The following is a 17,199-nucleotide window of genomic DNA, read 5'->3' as shown; positions in this document are numbered from 1 at the left end:
ATGATATTAAGCTTCAAAAATAAAACTTTAGTTCTTATCCTGCTAATTTATTTTAGCTCATTAACTTTTTTTAAAACTCAGAGTAACCCACCAGATTGTTTTGAAACTGCTGCTGACAGACCCGAATTGTATCTCCCTTTACTCAAAAATAAAAATATCATTGTTGCTGCTAACCAGACAAGTCTCCTGAAAAGTAAAAAACATCTGGTTGACTTCTTGGTCGAAAATAATGTTAAAATCAAATCCATCTTTGCTCCCGAGCATGGTTTCCGGGGAACTGCAGATGCTGGTGAGCACGTAAAGAGCGGGACTGATGCCAAAACAGGATTACCGATCGTTTCTCTTTATGGCGACAACAAAAAACCTAAAGCCGAATATCTGAAAGGTGCAGATATTATTCTTTTTGATATTCAGGATGTTGGAGTGAGATTCTATACTTATATTTCAACACTTTCTTATATTATGGAGGCGGCGGCTGAAAATAATATCGAAGTGATCGTTCTAGACAGACCAAATCCTCACGATGGTTACACAGACGGACCAATGATGCGAGAACAATGGAAAAGTTTTATAGGACTACACAATGTGCCTGTAGTGTACGGATTGACAATAGGAGAATATGGGAAAATGGTAAATGGTGAAAAGTGGCTAAAAAATGGAATGACCGCAAAATACACTTTGATCCCGATGCTGAATTATCATAAGCAAAAGCGATACGGCGTTTCCGACAAACCATCTCCGAATTTGCCCAATGACAAATCTATCAACCTCTATCCTAGTCTTTGCTTTTTTGAAGGAACTCAGGTTTCTGTCGGAAGAGGAACGGATCTGCCTTTCCAAATTTATGGCTCTCCTTGGACAAAAGATTTTCTGTATCAATTTACGCCAAAACCAACCGAAGGTGCAAAAGATCCTTTCCTGAATGGAAAATTATGTTACGGAGAAAACCTTAGTCAATATTCTCAAGACTTAAGAGGAATAAACTTAGAATGGCTGTTGAGATCTTATAAAAGTTACAAAAATCCTCAGCAGGATTTCTTTCTGAAGAATCTCTTTTTTGATAAATTAGCCGGAAGTGATGAATTAAGAAAACAGATCATCGCCGGAAAATCTGAAAAAGAAATCAAGGAAAGCTGGAAGAAAGACCTTGATAATTTTGAAAAAATCAGGCAAAAATACGTTGTCTATCCAAACTAAAAAACCTCCCAAGTCGGGAGGTTTTTATTTTATTTCTAAAAATCAATATTAGAATTTGTATCCTAAACCGACTTGGAAGAAATTCAAATGTGCCTTCTCTCCATCTTCAGATTTTTTCACCATATTCGTAATTCCAAAATTGTATCTAGCATCGAAAAACAAACCGTTGGATAAAGAATATTCTGCTCCAACAAAAGGCGAAACATTTAAAGTTTTCACGTCATCCGTATAATCATCTTCACCTTCATAACCATTAATAAATTCTGCATATTCTGCAGGAAGATTATGATCTACGGTAATTTTAGATTTTGCAGATAAAACAAAACCAAAATTAAAACCTGCTGATAAAGACAAAGCATTAGCTACAAAATATTTTGCTGAAACGGGCACAAGCAATGAACTAATATTATCTTTTCCAGTAGCTTTCACATAGTAACCTCCTTCTGATTCTTCCTCTGTAGTTTTTCCTCCTAAGTCAGCGTATAATAGTTCAGCTTGTAGAGCAAATTTTTCTGTTAATTTATGTTCAACTAATCCTCCCACATAAAAAGAGGATTTACCATCAGATGTTATAGATACATTATCCGATTTTAATTTTAAAGTCGATAAAGCGTAACCTGCTTTAACACCAAATCTTGTTTGAGCGCTCATAGCTCCGAAAAGTGCCAACGCACCAACTAAAAATAGTTTTTTCATAGTTTATTAATTTAAGTCTGCAATTTTAAGAAAATTTTAACAAACTTCAAAATAAATAAAATTTAATACTATTTATTTTCCTCAGCCAACCATTCCCCATAAGAATTTTCAGTCTCATGAAGCTTGAGGTAAGACAGTTGAACATGACCGGGAAGTTTTGATTTTATTTTGGAAGCCATATCGTAAAGCATATTTTCACAGGTCGGCTGATAATCGCAGAAAATAACCTTGTGTCCTTGATTTTGAAGACTCTCCCCAAGCAACCTGTGAGGAGAAGCACCGTTGACCAAAACCGCGTGATCCCAGACATCCACTATTTCTTCTTTCACGATTTTTTTGATATCTCCAAAGTCTACAACCATACCATTTTTATGGTCGTCCAGATCATTGATAGGAATACCTTTTACAGTTACGAATAGTTTATATGAATGACCGTGCATATTTTTGCATTTGCCATCATAATTATAAAGCACGTGCGCAGTTTCAAAAGTGAAGATCTTGGTAATTCTTATCATAATGCAAAGATAATTAAAAATCTGTTTTTATAATTTTAGTTAAAGATTTGCTCACTAGTTCTACAAAAGCTTATTTTTGCACCAAACACACTATAAAATGAAAAAAACAATTCTTGTATTCAGTCTGATATCTTCAGTTTTCTTCTATTCTCAAAATTATTCTTCGCTGGATAAGATCTTGGAAAAATTGGAAACACGAAGCAAAAAGATGAAAGATGCTTCTGGTTTTGACATCAAGGACAAAAAATTTGTATTGATAGAAGATTTCGAGGATCATGCCGAGCGTCACATTTTAGAATTCAGGAATGATAACAGCCTCACTTTGATTGAGGTCATCGATGATAAATCTACCGATAAAACCTATTCCAATATTTTCACCGGCGATTATATCCGTAAGAAAAATGCGATCTCTGTAAGAGCTGACCATCTGGAAGGTAAAAAGATATCGATACCGATCACTCATAATCTGTATCTGATGAATGCCAATAATATCTGGTATCTAAAAGACATCAATACCAATAAAAGATGGATAGAGAATTCTAATCTTCTGAAAAAGAAAAATTAGATATATCGATCATATTTTAAGAAATCGATAGAAGCTTCAACCGCTTTGCTTAATTCTTTTGGCAAAATATCATTACCCCAAGGCTCTTTTGCTCCAAACGTATGGTCAGCATTTTCTATGATCTCTAATTTTGAATCTTTTATCCAGCTGCGAAGGTTTCCAGAATGGTCAATCGTTACAGATTCGTCATTTGTTCCGTGGATCAATAATGTTGGAATTGTCAGCTTTTTACAAGCTTTCTCTATATCATATCTTTCCTTATCAATTTCAAAATCTTTATAAAACTGAAAATAATGAGGCATTTTTTGTTTCGTTCTCGCATTTTCCACAAAATAGACGCCTTCTTTTCTCCAATTCTCAAAAGCTTCATTCTTTGGAAATCTGTCAAGCGTGGAAACACTTGCTAATGTGATCAATTTAGAAATCGATCTATTTTCAGAAGCCTTGATAATAGAAATTCCACCACCTCTGCTGTGTCCTAATAAAATGATATTTTGAGAATCAACTTCGTTTTGACTTTTGAAATGATTAATAACTATTTCCAGATCATCTAATTCTTTAGAATAATTATTTTGTCCGAATGCTTCTAGATCTGCAAAATTATTGGGATCTTCAATTGTAGTTCCGTTATGTGAAAAATTAAACTTAACAAAATAAAATCCTGCTTCTGCAACTTTCTCTCCCATAAGCTCCCAAGCACCCCAATCTTTGTAACCTTTGTAACCGTGAACAAAAATGATCAAAGGAAACTTCTTATCTGAAGCTGGAAAAATTGCATCAGCTAAAAATTCTCCTGAGCTTTTCAGAATGATATTTTTTTGTTTAATCAATTTCATAATTGAAGAATTGCTAAAACTTAAAGGTGTCATTCCGAAGGAATCCAAATGTTGAGATTCTTTCAGAATGACAAATATTCGATATTAAAATACAAGTTAAGCAAAGAATCATCTTTTCTCTATTAAAGGTCTAAAAAACTATATCGTCATCGAGAAAATGCGGGTTTCCGGTTTGTTCCTCATCATTCTGAGGTCGAAAACCATCGCAACATTTCGTGTAAAAGCTCTTCCTTTTTCAGTAATTTTAATTTGTTTGTCAGAAATTTCTACCAAACCGTCGGATTCCATTTCTTTTAATTTTTCTAAAGCATTTTCGATTTCAGGGAAAGACGTTTGCAAGTCCCAGCTCGTTTCCAATTGGCACATCAGATTCAGAATATGTTTTCTGATGATCAAGTCTTCTTCATCTAAAATATGCCCTCGGAAAACAGGAATTTCTCCTTCTTCCACAATCTTCTGATATTCTTCCACAGTTTTCACATTCTGGGCAAAAGCATACCAGGAATCTGAGATTGCAGACATTCCCAAACCTACCATCAACTGGGTTTTGCTGGATGTGTAACCCATAAAATTACGGTGTAATCTTTTTTGAGTCAACGATTGATAAAGATCATCGTGCTCCAAAGAAAAATGGTCCATTCCAATCTCTATGTAGCCAAGTTCTTCCAACAGTTTTTTACCATCTTCATAAAGCCTTCTTTTCTCATCGCCGCTTGGCAGATCATTTTCATCAAAACCTCTTTGTCCAACGCCTTTCACCCAAGGAACGTGCGCATAAGAATAGAAAGCCAATCGGTCTGGTTTCAGTTCCAAAGTCTTTCTGATGGTATATTCGGTTGCTTCCCAAGTTTGGTGAGGTAATCCGAAAACCAGATCGTGGCTGATTCCTTTGTAACCAATCTCCCTAGCCCATTCTGTCACGTTTTTCACATTCTCAAATGGCTGTATCCTGTTGATTGCTTTCTGAACTTTCGGGTCATAATCCTGAACGCCAAAACTCACTCTGTTAAAGCCTAGATCAAACAAAGTCTGAAGATGTTCTTTTGTCGTATTATTTGGATGGCCTTCGAAACTGAATTCTTGATTTTCGGCAATTTCAACCGTATCAAAAATCCCAGTCAACATTGTTTTCAAATTTTCAGGAGAAAAAAATGTTGGCGTTCCGCCACCTAAATGAAGTTCCTTTAATTTTGGTTTTTCATTGAACAATTCCAAATACAATTTCCATTCTTTCAATACGCTTTCCAGATAGGGAACTTCTACAGAATGTTGCTTCGTAATCCTTTTGTGACAGGCACAAAAAGTACAAAGTGCCTCACAAAAAGGCAAATGAATATATATGGAAATCCCTTCTTCGGCATTGCTTTCTGAAAAAGATCTTATAACGGATGTTTTCCAAAGGTCTGCGGTAAAATCAGCTTCGTTCCAATAAGGAACAGTTGGGTAAGACGTGTAACGCGGACCTGGAATATTGTATTTATCAACTAACGAGTTCATCGGTGCAAAGTTACAAAAATTGAGTTTGGAATGATTTTGAATTAGGATGACTTTTGATTGGTGGTTTCTATAATTAATATCAAAATCTCTGAAAAGGACAAACTCCATAGCCCCGATAGCAGCGACATCCTTTTCCTTTTTCTTAAAAAGAAAAAAATATAATCCTTTGACAAGCTCAGGATAAACTACTAGCGGGATAAGCTCCTATAAAAATTATTTCTTGATGATCTTTATAGATTGTCGTCCTAGATTGGAATGAACTCCCAAAAGATATTCTCCAGCAGGATATTTGAAATCCAACGAATATTTTTTTAATCCTTTTTGATTGATATCATCTTTTAAAACATTTCCTAAAAACTTCCCTGTCAAATCATACAATCCAATAATGATATGGTCGGAATGGATGTAATGAATATTCAAATTCAGTTGGTCTTTTATTGGATTTGGAGCAACCTCAATTTTGAGATTTTGAACTTTTCCATTTTCTGCTTCATTGCTTGCCAATCCTGTTGTCGTCATCTTATAAATCTGATTTCCCGAAGCAAATGTTGTAGTCCCATTAACGAAAAAAATACGGTTAAGCGAACCTCCAAGATTATTATTGACCCAAGTATTTCCACCATCAAAAGTTTCCATAAAGCCTGAATTATGACCGCCCATCCAACCGTGCGTCTCGGAAACAAAACCAACGGCCTGCACATAAGGATCAGGAAAATCCTTGGTCTGCCAAGTTGATCCGCCATCAAAAGTTTTCAGCAATTTTCCTTGAGTTTCAGATTCGATTGAGCCGAAAATTGTTTTATTATCCGGAAAAATCTGCATTTTCCATACATAGTCACCATAATCTCCCGCACTATATATTTTGGTCCAGGAATCGCCCCCATTTGTCGTTTTTAAAATCACTGCGCCTTGTTCGTCACTTCCTGAAACAAAACCGACATTTTCATCAATGAACAAAATCTCGACAAGTGCCGTAGCATAAGCTGACATATTGATATACTTCCAAGTGTTTCCAGAATCGGTTGATTTGATAACATAAGCTGGTGAAAACCAAGCGCCACAGCCATAAACAGTGGAGGTTCCGACAGTATCTAATCCACAAATAGCCAAGGGATAAGGTGATATATTATTGACTCTGGTCCAAGTTGTTCCGCTATTTGTGGTTTTATAAAAATTATTATTGAGTGTTCCCAAGAAACCGATATTCTCATTCAGAAATTCTATATTTCTAAAGTATTGCCCAGCCTGTGAACTTACAATCTGCTCTGTCCAATTAGCACCGCCATCGGTTGTTTTGAACACTGTCCCGTTTCCTCCCCTTGCAGCCCAGCCAAGATTTTCGTTAAGGAAAAAAACATCATCGTATCGTCCTGTCGTAGATGGCGGAGAGCTTAAAGCTTCCCAATTATACGTTTGCGCAGAAGTTAAATTCGCTATTAGCAAAAAAGAGGTCAATAGTTTTTTCATGGTTTTAATTTTCCATAAAAATAAAAAAATCGGGAGAAATTTCCCGATTTTGATTTATATAATTTCAAATTAATTATCTTAACTCAGCTTTGAATTCTTTTTCAAAAGATCTGATAAGAGAATTCATTACTTCAGTAATATCTTTGTCCTCAAGAGTTTTTTCTTCGTTCAGAAGTTCAAAACTTAATGCATAAGATTTTTTGCCTTCCGGAAGGTTTTTACCTTCATAAACATCGAACAAATTAATATTCTTCAAGAAAGGTGATTTGTTGGATTTTGCCAACTCGTACAATTCTGCATAAGTAATCGTCTTGTCAACCAACAACGCCAAATCTCTTCTGATTTTGTTGAACTTAGGAATATCTATGAATTTCAAATTTTCTTTTGTCCTTAAAGCCTGACAAGTTTCCAATTCGATTTCTGCATAGAAAACTTCTTGACTGATATCGAAATCTTTCAACATTTGAGGACTAACCTTTCCTATTCTTGCTATAGTTTTTCCGTCAGATTTGATTTCCAAAGCATCTGAAAAACGTTCGTCAGTCAATGCAGACTCTTGTAAATCTAGATTCAGTTTTTCTAGAAGAACTTTGATATAAGCTTTCAGATAATAGAAATCCGTTGCGCTTTTTGGCTGAAGCCAGTTTTCTGCAACTTCTCTTCCCGAAGTCAAAATCGCTAGCTGCTTCCTTTCTTCGTATTTCTCTTTCTTATGATAAATTTTCCCTAATTCAAAAAACTTGATATCGGAAGATTTTCTGTTGATATTATAAATTGCATTTTCCAAAAGTCCTTCTAACAGAGATTTTCTCATGAATGCCAAATCATTACTTAAAGGATTAAGCAATTTCACAGCATTGGTTTCATCTTTTACAGAAGTCAGTGAGTTGTTCATCACTTCGTGAAAACCGTTGGATTGCAATGTTCTTGCCCAAGAATTTTCCAGAGCATCCTGATCATCAAAACTCAGTTTAACAGGCGTGAAAGAGATTTTCTTAGGTGCATCGATCTTGTTGTAACCGTAGATTCTCAAAACTTCTTCGATGACATCAATTTCCCTGGTCACATCTGCTCTGTAAACAGGAACAGATAGTTCAAGACCGTTTTGAATTTCATTAAGGATCTGAATATCAAGAGATTTTAAAATTTCTTTGATTTTTTCTCTATGGATTTTAGTCCCCAAGATCTGGTCTAATTTCGAGTATCTGAAAACCACATAATGGTCTTTGATTTTCTCCGGATAATACTCCAAAATCTCTCCAACTAACTTTCCGCCAGCCAGTTCCTGAATCAGATTGATAGCGTGAGTCAAAGCTGTTCTTGCATTATTTGGATCTACGCCTCTTTCGAAACGGAAAGATGCATCCGTATTTAATCCATGAGATTTGGAAGCTTTTCTAATCGCAACCGGATTGAAATAAGCACTTTCCAGGAAAATAGTTTTCGTCTCAGAAGAAACACCACTTTCGCTGCCACCGAAAACGCCAGCAATACACATTGGCTTGTCCTTTCCGTCTTTGATAATGATTTCTGAACCGTTCAAAGTTCTTTCAACCCCATCAAGTGTTTTGAATTTCGTCCCTGCTTTTACAGTTCCAACTTTCACAGTTTTTCCTGTGATCTTATCAGCATCAAAAGCGTGAAGCGGCTGTCCAAGTCCGTGGAGAATATAATTGGTAATATCTACAACATTATTAATTGGTGTAAGTCCGATGGCTTTCAGCCTATCTTTCAACCAATCCGGAGAAGTTTTGATTTCTACATTTTCAATGACAGCGCCCAAATATCTTGGCGTGAGTTCAGAATCTTCAACTTCTAATTTGAAATCGTGAGCGCCTTCGATGTTTAGAGCTTGGGATTCTAGTTTCGTGAATTCTGACTTCAAATTATTAGAAGACACAAAAGCCTGTAAATCTCTTGCAACACCATAATGTGACATGGCGTCGGTCCTGTTTGGCGTCAATCCAATCTCATAAACCTCATCGTTTGTCAATTCAAAATAACCGGCGAATGGTGTTCCAACTTCATATTTTGTTTCGTCCAAAACCATAATTCCGGCGTGGTCATCGCTCAAACTCAATTCATCTTCGGCACAGATCATCCCTTCAGAGACTTCGCCACGGATTTTAGCCTTTTTGATTTCGAAATAACTTCCGTCTTTTGCATAGATCTTTGTTCCAACCACAGCAACCGGAACTGTCTGTCCAGCGGCAACATTAGGCGCACCACAAACGATTTCCAGAACTTTTCCGTTTCCAACATCAACAGTTGTTTTGCTCAATTTATCGGCATTCGGATGTTTTTCGCAAGTTAAAACTTTACCTACAACAATTCCTTCCAGACTCCCTTTTACGCTTTCGAATTTATCAACACCTTCCACTTCCAGACCGATATCGGTAAGATATGCACTGATTTTTTCTGAGTTAAGGTCTGTTTTGATATAATCTTTAAGCCAATTATTAGAAATTTTCATTCTTTTTTATATTTGAATTTTTTGGACACAAAGTGCACAAAGATTTTTTTTATTTTAAAAACTTATTAAGTTCACAAAGGCGTAAAACTTGACAAAGTTTAAGTTAGCAAATATCGTGATTTTTTGAGAGACTGGAAAGTGATAGTCCGGAGAATTAATTTAAAAAAAAATTAAAAACCATTAAATATTACGGTTTTGCATAAAAAACTTTAAAAACATAATTATAATTTTGACATTAGCAAAACTATAATCTAATGAAATATTTCAAACAACACGAAACAGCAATTGTTATCATTATTGCGAGTCTAGTTATATTTTTGAGCATCTTTTGGCTATCAATCAAACAAAATAATGATTTAGAAAACAATAAAAATTTATACGGCAAAAACATTTCGAACGATTCTAATATAGATTTGACAAATAAGGTCTTTTCTTATATTAGTTTTGAAAATGATAAAGAAGTTGATGGAGTTATTATTCAAACAAATAAAGAAGTGACACGTCATATCTTTGATTTCAAAAATAAAATCGTCACTTTTAAAACAAAATTAAATGGGAAAACAATAAAAATTAATTATCCAATTAATGGATTTTATAAACAAGAAGGATTAGTTGCGACTACTTATGTGATTGAAGTTAATACATTAGGTGTTAAGGAAATTTGGTTTAGTCCAGGTGTTCCTAATCTTGGATATGATTATGATGACGGAAGCAGAATTGCTTGCTATAATCTTGAATTACTGAATGAAGAATAACTTTATTTATCATCATAATGTCCCCAAGCTGAAAGCATAAGAACATTATCAGATTCTATTTCGTAAACCAAACGGTGTTGTTTGTTGATTTCTCTAGACCAAGTTTCAATTTTTCGATGTTTGAGCTGTTCTGGTTTTCCAATTCCAATTCTCGGATTTTCTAAGCATTCCGTAATGAAACGTTCTACTTTTGACAGCAATTGTTTTTGTCCGGATTTTTTATGTTTTCTCAAATCATCCAGAAATTTATCCGTATAACTTACAGAAAAATTCATAAAGAATCAAAAAGATTTTTGACATCATCTTTTGAATTCAGCAATTTATCACTTTTGCTTTTCTTTGATTCATCAAGCATCTCGCCAAATTCTTTGCGAGAATATTTTATTTTTTCAGCTGATTCAGAAACATCTTCTTTTACCTTGAGCTTTTTGACACCAAGTGCTTTTAAAATTGTGCGGATTTTCTCAACTTCGGATTTATCCGCTTCAAATGTGAACGTTGTCATATTCCGTTGTTTTTATGTTAAAAAATAGTTATTAATTTAAACTAAAATTTGAGACCTGAATTTCAAATCTCAAATTTTAAATATGATCAATTTTAAAATTATAAACCTATCACAGGCATTGACAGCATCAGGATACTTTCATTCTCCTCCAGCCCATCAACTGGCTCTACAATTCCCGGTCTGTTTGGCTGAGACATTTTCATCGTGATATCATCAGAACCTAAAACTGATAACATCTCTGTCAGGAATTTTGAACTGAAACCGATGTTGATATCATCACCGTTATAGTCGCAAGGAATCTGCATATCCGCTTTGTTTGCGTATTCTGTATCTTCTGCGTGAAGGTGAAGAACGTTGCCGGACAATTTGAATCTTACCTGATTGGTCGATTTGTTTGACATAATAGATGCTCTTCTGATAGAACCTAAAAGCAAGCTTCTGTTGATCGTCAAAACGTTTGGATTTTCTTTTGGAATTACCGCATTGTAGTTTGGATATTTTCCGTCAATCAAACGACAGATCCAAATATTATTTCCGAATGTGAATTTCGCCATATTATCACTGAATTCAATCACAACATCTTCGTTGGAATTGTTCAGGATATTTTTGAAAATTGACAAAGGTTTCTTTGGCATAATGAACTCCAAAGTCTCCGGATGCACAATATCTGTTCTCTTGTAAACCACCAATCTGTGAGAATCTGTGGAAACAAAATTGGTCTCATCTTCTTTGAACTGAAACAAAACACCAGTCATCACAGGACGAAGAGAATCATTACTTGTAGCAAACAAAGTGTTAGCCAAAGCTTCTGCTAAAATTCCTCCTCCAATTGTTACTTTCTGAGATGCATCAAATTCCGGCAATTCAGGATAATCGTCCGCATTATCCAAAGCCACTGCGAAATTGTCTTTTTCATCCAAAATTTCCAAAACGCTTCCGTTTCCGTCTTCAGAATCTTTAACCGCCAAAGTCAAAGGCTGTTCACCGTAAGTTTTCAGGAAATCCTGAAAAATCTTCCCTGGAACTGCTAATTTTCCTTTATCATCCGACTTCACTTCAAGAGAAGTGATCAACGTCGTTTCACCATCAGAAGCCGTAACTGTCAACAAGTTCTGGTCTAACTCGAAAAGAAAATTCTCCAAAATTGGTCTGGATTGTGAACCGGAAATCACGCCACTCACCGTCTGTAAAGCTTTTTGCAAATCGCCACTGGCAACAATAAATCTCATAAACTGTATTTATTTCAATTCCACAAATATAATGATTTCGGTTCGATTTTAAAACTTGATTTTATTTAGTTATTAACAATTTTTGAATTGGAGTAAAATAAGTTTGGATAACTTTGTGAAAATTTGATTATTGCTGAATTTTTAAACGCAAAGTCCGCAAAGATTTTTTTTAAAATTATTGAAAATATTTTAAGGCTCGCAAAGATGTAAAATTCAGCAAAGATTTTAAAAAAAAGAATCAGAAATTTAATTTTAGTAAATCAAGAATGAAAAAACCTCCATTTTATAAAAGTGTTCAATTTACAATCAAAGGATTACTGTGGATTTTGCGAAATGAACGCAATTTTCAGATTGAAATTTTCGGGTTGATCATTAATCTTTTTCTGATTGTTTTTTTTGGACTTGACCCTTTTGAGACTTGCCTGATCCTTATCACAAGCTTCATCGTTTTAATTACAGAAACCGTCAATACTTGCATCGAAAAAATCTGTGATTACATCCAACCGGAATTTGACCAAAGAATCGGAATCATCAAGGATTTGGCTGGTGGCGCAGTTCTACTTTCTGTTATTGTTTCCATTTGTGTTGGCACTTTGGTTTACTGGCCTTATTTGAAATTATTTCTTTATTAAAATAATTGAAAGATTTAATCTGTATTTTTTCATAAAATCTCTACATTTGTTTTCAAGAAAATTTTAGAATGAGTAAAAAAAACGTGGCCGTTGTAATGGGCGGTTATTCTGATGAATACAAAGTTTCCCTTAAAAGCGGACAACTGATTTTCGATTCGCTTGACCGTGAACTTTATGATGTTTATAAAGTAGTAATTCTAAAAGATGAATGGTATTTTCTAGATGAAAACAACAAGAAAAGATTCATCAACAAGGCAGATTTCTCTGTCAACATCGGTGATGGAGACATCCTCAACTTTGATGTTTGTTTCAATATCATCCACGGAACACCAGGCGAAAACGGGATCTTACAAGCTTACTGGGATGCCATCGGACAAAAATATACAGGATGCGATTTCTATCAAAGTGCATTGACATTCAACAAAAAAGATACTTTAGCTGTTTTATCAAAATACGGAATTCCTTCTGCAAAAAGTATTTATCTGAGAAATGGTGAGGAAGTTTCTGACGACGAGATTGTAGAAAAACTTGGGCTTCCGCTTTTCGTAAAGCCCAATCAAAGCGGTTCTTCTCTTGGAATTTCTAAAGTGAAAGAAAAAAGCGAGCTTAAAAGCGCGCTTGAAATAGCATATAAAGAAGATGACGAAATCCTTATTGAAAGTGCTCTTAATGGAATGGAGGTTTCCGTTGGTGTTCTGGATTACAAAGGCGAAGTAATTGTTTTAGGAATTACGGAAATTGTTCCGGATAAAGAATTCTTCGATTACGAAGCCAAGTATGAAGGTGCTTCTCAAGAGATTACTCCTGCAAGAATTGATGAAGAAACCAGAAAAAAGGTTGAAGAAATTTCCATAAAAGCTTACAAATCGCTTGGAATGAGTGGATTTTCCCGTTCAGAATTCATCATCGTTGACGGAATCCCACATCTTTTGGAAATGAATACAAATCCCGGGTTTTCCCCGGCAAGCATCCTTCCGCAACAGGCAAAAATCTATGGAATCTCCATCAAAGACCTTTGTGGAAACGAAGTAGAAAAAGCACTTAACAAATAATTATAAATGATAAATTTTAGATTTTAAATTATTTGAGAAATCTAAAATTCATAATCTAAAATTTAAAATTTCTATGAAAATTGCTGTTTTTCCAGGGTCGTTTGACCCAATCACTCTGGGTCATTATGATATTGTGGAGCGCGCTGTCCCGTTGTTCGACAAAATCATTATTGCCATCGGAAAGAATTCTCAGAAAAAATATATGTTCTCGCTTGAACAACGTAAAGAGTTCATCAGAAAAACATTCGAAAAATTTCCAAATGTGGAAGTTGATGATTTTGAAGGCTTGACAATCGATTATTGTAAAAGTAAAAACGTGAATTTCATTTTGAGAGGACTCAGAAATCCTGCAGATTTTGAATTTGAAAAGTCAATTGCGCAAACCAACAGAGCTTTGACCCGAGAAAACACGGTTGAAACTATCTTCCTTCTGACATCATCCGGAAAATCCTATATCAGCAGTAGCATTGTGAGAGAAATCATTTCTTATGGCGGTAACTACGAGATCATGGTTCCGGATGCAGTGAGAGTTGAAAATTTGAATAAATAAAACAAAAAACTATCGTATTAATTACGATAGTTTTTTTAGAAGATTTTAACTTAATTCAAAAACTGTAATCTCCGGCAGCACTCCTACTCTACCAGGATAACCGATGACACCAAATCCACGATTGACATAAAGATATTTATCTCCACTTTGATATAAGTCTGCCCATTTGGGATATTTGTATTTTACCGGCGACCATTTGAAGTTTTTCAGGTCGATCCCGAATTGCATCCCGTGCGTGTGTCCAGAAAGTGTTAATTGGATGTTTTTCGGATGATTTTTCACCACAGCATCAAAATGCGACGGGTCGTGCGACATTAGAATTTTACAAGCTTCTACAGGTACATTTTCGGAAGCTTTATCCAAATCTCCAAATTGCGGAAACGGTGGGATCCCCCAGTTTTCTACACCAAGAATGTATAATTTTTCGCCATCTCTTTCAATGATCCTATGTTCATTTCTCAACATTTCAAAACCAGCTCTTCGCTCGTTTTCTATCAGCTTCGGAATATTATTTTTTTGTTCATCAATGTTTTTCCACACTCCATATTCACCATAATCATGATTTCCTAAAACTGCAAATTTCCCATCCTTCCCTTTGATTTGAGAAAACAAATCGATGAATGGGATAAACTCATCCGCATAATTGTTCACCATATCTCCAGTAAACAAAATAAGATCTGCATTTTGCTCATTGATCAAATCAATAGCATGTTGCAAATGTTTAGGATTTTGGAAGCTCCCGCTATGAACATCAGAGATCTGAACGATCTTATAACCTTTGAAACTCTCTGGCAGGTTTTTCAGTTTTAGCCTTACAACCCTAGCTCTATGACGGTATTTCCCGAAGATAATTCCATCCAAAACAATTCCAGCTAAAATAGCTCCTGAACCAAGTCCAACCAAGCTTATAAACTTCCTTCTCGAAGGATAGTTATGATTTTCTGTCGCTATATAATTGTAACCGAAATTCAAAAGTCTGACAATATCTTCAATCAAAAGGAAGATAGCGACTAGAATCTTCGGCAAAACAAAAATTAGAATTACAGAAAAAACAATCTGGAAATTCAAGTATTTATGAGAAGCTCTGTTAAAGGTAACCACTGAATAAATCAGAAAAGTATAAATCAGAATCGTTGGAATCCAATAGACAAATCTAGCATTTTGATTGGTATAAACCGTTTTAAAAGCTTGGTAAACATAGGTCTCCAGAACTAAAAAGATCCCAAGGAGAAATAAAATATTCTTTTGCATACAATGATATAAAAAAACAAAAGGAATAAAAAACTCATTCCTTTTGTATTATAAACGTTTAAAATCGAATTTTACTTTAATTCAATTTGATCTATTTTAAATTTTCCCTTCCGGAAACCTGTAAACTACACAATTGATGTTCATCCCTGCTCCCACAGACGTAAATATGATATGAGAACCAGCAATAAATTCCTGACCTTCCATTTTACCTTTTCTAATCAAATCGAATAAAGTCGGAACCGTTGCCACAGAAGAATTACCCAATTCCTGAATCGTCATCGGGGAGATGGCATGGTCATAATCTTTTTGCCCGTATAATTTGAAAAGTCTGCCGATCATCGCATAATCCATCTTTGCATTAGCCTGATGAATCAATATTTTTTTGATATCAGAAATATCAAGACCCGCTTTATCAATTGTTGATTTTATTGCATCAGGGACATTTTTCAGAGCATATTCGTAGATTTTACGACCTCTCATTCTGATGTAAAGTTTGCTTTGGTCATGGTCCAAATTCAATGATGGTGCGTTTTCCAGATAACAAAGTTCTTCGCCGTTATCACAAAGTGTGTTGTCTGCAATTATTCCAACCGTAGTATCATCGGTTGCAGTTACCACAACCGCTCCCGCTCCATCTGCAAAAATCATTTTATTTCGGTCATAAGGGTCGGTCACTCTACTCAAAGTCTCCCCACCAACAACCAAAACAGTTTTAGCTTTTCCGGCTTTTATCATCGTATCGGCAAGAATCAAAGACTCTACCCAGCCCGGACATCCGAAAATCATATCATAATTGACACAATCTCTTCTTTTGATTCCCAATTTTCCTTTCAATCTTGCAGAAAGAGACGGCATAAAATTAGGGACACCTTCCGCATCTACTTCTCCAAAATTGGTTGCGTAGATGATGTAATCAATCTCTTCTTTATCAATTCCTGCATCTTCAATAGCCTCGACAGAAGCTCTGTAACCCAAATCCGAGTTGAAATCTTCCAGATCGATATATCTCCTTCTTTCGATTTCTGTAATATCTACAAACTTCTCGATGATCTCCCCTGTAGGTTTCTCAATCAATTGATTATTATCATCATAGAAAACCGAGTCCTTGAAATGAGAACCTTCTATTACGTTATCCGGGATATAACTTCCGGAGCCAATGATTATTATATTAGGCATTGATTTAAAAAAAATTTGAATGCAAAATTACGCAAAAATTAATTCACTGAATTTTATTTCCTTAAGATTTCTTTAAGAATTTTCTATTCAACGTTTGATAATTCCAATACTATACCAATAAACACCAATACATTCTTACATTTTGAGATAATAATTGAATTCAAATAAATTTAAATTCTCTCAGGAATTTATATTTTTGATGAATGTTTGAATTCCAAACCATAGAAAAACCGATTGAAGATATCCTGCTCAAAGAGAAAGGAAGCAAATTCATTGGTTTTGCATATCCAGTCAATTCTGAATCTGATATTAAGGAATCATTAAATCAATTAAAATCAATTCATCCAAAAGCTACACACCACTGCTATGCCTTCAGACTTGGGATCAATGGAGAAAATTATCGGGCGAATGACGACGGAGAACCATCTGGAAGTGCGGGTTTACCAATTTACAATCAGCTTCTTGCTCATCAGATCACGAATATTTTAGTTGTCGTGATAAGATATTACGGCGGGACCAAATTAGGCGTCGGCGGATTGGTAAAAGCTTACAAAGAATCTGCAAAATATACCTTGGAGCAGGCCAACATCGTCACGAAAGAATTAGAATCGAAAATCGAACTAAAGTTCAAATTCTCCCAGCAGAATCTCATTTTCACTTTATTGAATAAATATGATGCAAAAATTATTTCCTTCGAAGCTGAGGACATCTGCACCATCAAAGCCAGCTTCAAAACCTCTAAAAAAGAAAACATCTCAGACGAGTTGTCCGAGATGCTGCTGGAATTTAATTTTTCATAACTT

Annotated in this window: 18 protein-coding genes; 7 read left to right on the top strand and 11 right to left on the bottom strand. The window is 35.1% G+C overall.

All coding sequences use genetic code 11. From position 1 onward, the window contains the following. On the top strand, window positions 1-1,197 hold the full coding sequence (locus BLT30_RS04785; RefSeq protein ID WP_089872911.1) for an exo-beta-N-acetylmuramidase NamZ family protein: 1,197 nt from the start codon (window positions 1-3) through the stop codon (window positions 1,195-1,197). 48 nt (window positions 1,198-1,245) lie between these two features. Here the strand turns inward: BLT30_RS04785 and BLT30_RS04780 are convergent, their stop codons facing one another. Further along, on the bottom strand, window positions 1,246-1,893 hold the full coding sequence (locus BLT30_RS04780) for a porin family protein (protein WP_089871895.1): 648 nt from the start codon (window positions 1,891-1,893) through the stop codon (window positions 1,246-1,248). A 68-nt stretch (window positions 1,894-1,961) separates the two neighbouring features. Next, window positions 1,962-2,408 carry a 6-pyruvoyl trahydropterin synthase family protein gene (locus tag BLT30_RS04775; protein ID WP_089871893.1) on the bottom strand — a complete coding sequence of 149 codons (447 nt, stop codon included), beginning with the start codon at window positions 2,406-2,408 and terminating at the stop codon, window positions 1,962-1,964. A gap of 97 nt (window positions 2,409-2,505) precedes the next feature. Between BLT30_RS04775 and BLT30_RS04770 the strand changes: the two genes are divergently transcribed. Continuing rightward, entirely contained in the window at window positions 2,506-2,973 is a 468-nt protein-coding gene (locus BLT30_RS04770) for a hypothetical protein (RefSeq protein ID WP_089871891.1), read from the top strand. Here the strand turns inward: BLT30_RS04770 and BLT30_RS04765 are convergent. The 4 genes from BLT30_RS04765 to pheT form a co-directional block, all read right to left on the bottom strand. After that, complete coding sequence (locus BLT30_RS04765; RefSeq protein WP_089872909.1) at window positions 2,970-3,809, bottom strand: alpha/beta hydrolase family protein; 840 nt, start codon at window positions 3,807-3,809, stop codon at window positions 2,970-2,972. The genes BLT30_RS04770 and BLT30_RS04765 overlap by 4 nt on opposite strands. A 138-nt stretch (window positions 3,810-3,947) precedes the next feature. Further along, complete coding sequence (hemN, locus tag BLT30_RS04760) at window positions 3,948-5,306, bottom strand: oxygen-independent coproporphyrinogen III oxidase (RefSeq protein WP_089871887.1); 1,359 nt, start codon at window positions 5,304-5,306, stop codon at window positions 3,948-3,950. Window positions 5,307-5,519: 213 nt separating this feature from the next. Beyond that, window positions 5,520-6,773: a YCF48-related protein gene (locus tag BLT30_RS04755; protein ID WP_089871885.1), complete on the bottom strand. Its 1,254-nt coding sequence runs from the start codon at window positions 6,771-6,773 to the stop codon at window positions 5,520-5,522. Window positions 6,774-6,846: 73 nt separating this feature from the next. Further along, window positions 6,847-9,246, bottom strand: a complete 2,400-nt coding sequence (pheT, locus tag BLT30_RS04750; RefSeq protein WP_089871883.1) for a phenylalanine--tRNA ligase subunit beta — start codon at window positions 9,244-9,246, stop codon at window positions 6,847-6,849. 254 nt (window positions 9,247-9,500) lie between these two features. Here pheT and BLT30_RS04745 point away from each other — a divergent pair, with 254 nt between their 5' ends. Continuing rightward, window positions 9,501-10,001 carry a hypothetical protein gene (locus BLT30_RS04745; RefSeq protein ID WP_089871881.1) on the top strand — a complete coding sequence of 167 codons (501 nt, stop codon included), beginning with the start codon at window positions 9,501-9,503 and terminating at the stop codon, window positions 9,999-10,001. A gap of 2 nt (window positions 10,002-10,003) precedes the next feature. On the opposite strand, the gene BLT30_RS04740 is transcribed toward BLT30_RS04745, so the two are convergent. From BLT30_RS04740 to dnaN, 3 genes are all read right to left on the bottom strand, one after another. Next, the gene (locus BLT30_RS04740; RefSeq protein ID WP_089871879.1) at window positions 10,004-10,276 is read right to left on the bottom strand and encodes a Txe/YoeB family addiction module toxin; all 273 of its coding nucleotides are present in this window, start codon (window positions 10,274-10,276) and stop codon (window positions 10,004-10,006) included. Further along, on the bottom strand, window positions 10,273-10,506 hold the full coding sequence (locus BLT30_RS04735; protein ID WP_089871877.1) for a hypothetical protein: 234 nt from the start codon (window positions 10,504-10,506) through the stop codon (window positions 10,273-10,275). Before BLT30_RS04735 ends, BLT30_RS04740 begins: the two co-directional genes overlap by 4 nt. Before the next feature lie 98 nt (window positions 10,507-10,604). After that, window positions 10,605-11,735, bottom strand: coding sequence for a DNA polymerase III subunit beta (dnaN, locus tag BLT30_RS04730; RefSeq protein WP_089871875.1), 1,131 nt, complete (start codon window positions 11,733-11,735; stop codon window positions 10,605-10,607). Window positions 11,736-12,001: 266 nt separating this feature from the next. Here dnaN and BLT30_RS04725 point away from each other — a divergent pair, with 266 nt between their 5' ends. From BLT30_RS04725 to coaD, 3 genes are all read left to right on the top strand, one after another. Continuing rightward, complete coding sequence (locus BLT30_RS04725) at window positions 12,002-12,367, top strand: diacylglycerol kinase (protein ID WP_089871873.1); 366 nt, start codon at window positions 12,002-12,004, stop codon at window positions 12,365-12,367. 68 nt (window positions 12,368-12,435) lie between these two features. Further along, window positions 12,436-13,419: a D-alanine--D-alanine ligase gene (locus BLT30_RS04720; protein ID WP_089871871.1), complete on the top strand. Its 984-nt coding sequence runs from the start codon at window positions 12,436-12,438 to the stop codon at window positions 13,417-13,419. 73 nt (window positions 13,420-13,492) lie between these two features. Continuing rightward, on the top strand, window positions 13,493-13,969 hold the full coding sequence (gene coaD, locus BLT30_RS04715) for a pantetheine-phosphate adenylyltransferase (protein WP_089871869.1): 477 nt from the start codon (window positions 13,493-13,495) through the stop codon (window positions 13,967-13,969). A 45-nt stretch (window positions 13,970-14,014) separates the two neighbouring features. On the opposite strand, the gene BLT30_RS04710 is transcribed toward coaD, so the two are convergent. Beyond that, window positions 14,015-15,220 (bottom strand): metallophosphoesterase, encoded by a 1,206-nt coding sequence (locus tag BLT30_RS04710; protein WP_089871867.1) that lies wholly within the window; start codon window positions 15,218-15,220, stop codon window positions 14,015-14,017. A gap of 96 nt (window positions 15,221-15,316) precedes the next feature. Further along, complete coding sequence (locus BLT30_RS04705; protein WP_089871865.1) at window positions 15,317-16,396, bottom strand: 3-oxoacyl-ACP synthase III family protein; 1,080 nt, start codon at window positions 16,394-16,396, stop codon at window positions 15,317-15,319. A 203-nt stretch (window positions 16,397-16,599) separates the two neighbouring features. On the opposite strand from BLT30_RS04705, the gene BLT30_RS04700 reads away from it, so the two are divergent. After that, window positions 16,600-17,196 carry an IMPACT family protein gene (locus tag BLT30_RS04700; protein ID WP_089871863.1) on the top strand — a complete coding sequence of 199 codons (597 nt, stop codon included), beginning with the start codon at window positions 16,600-16,602 and terminating at the stop codon, window positions 17,194-17,196. Window positions 17,197-17,199: the final 3 nt, after the last annotated feature.

It is taken from the genome of Epilithonimonas hungarica, assembly GCF_900102265.1.
GTDB classification, from domain to species: Bacteria; Bacteroidota; Bacteroidia; order Flavobacteriales; family Weeksellaceae; genus Epilithonimonas; species Epilithonimonas hungarica.
The sequence above is the reverse complement of the archived record's forward strand: the minus strand, read 5'-3'. Positions and strand labels throughout refer to the sequence as shown.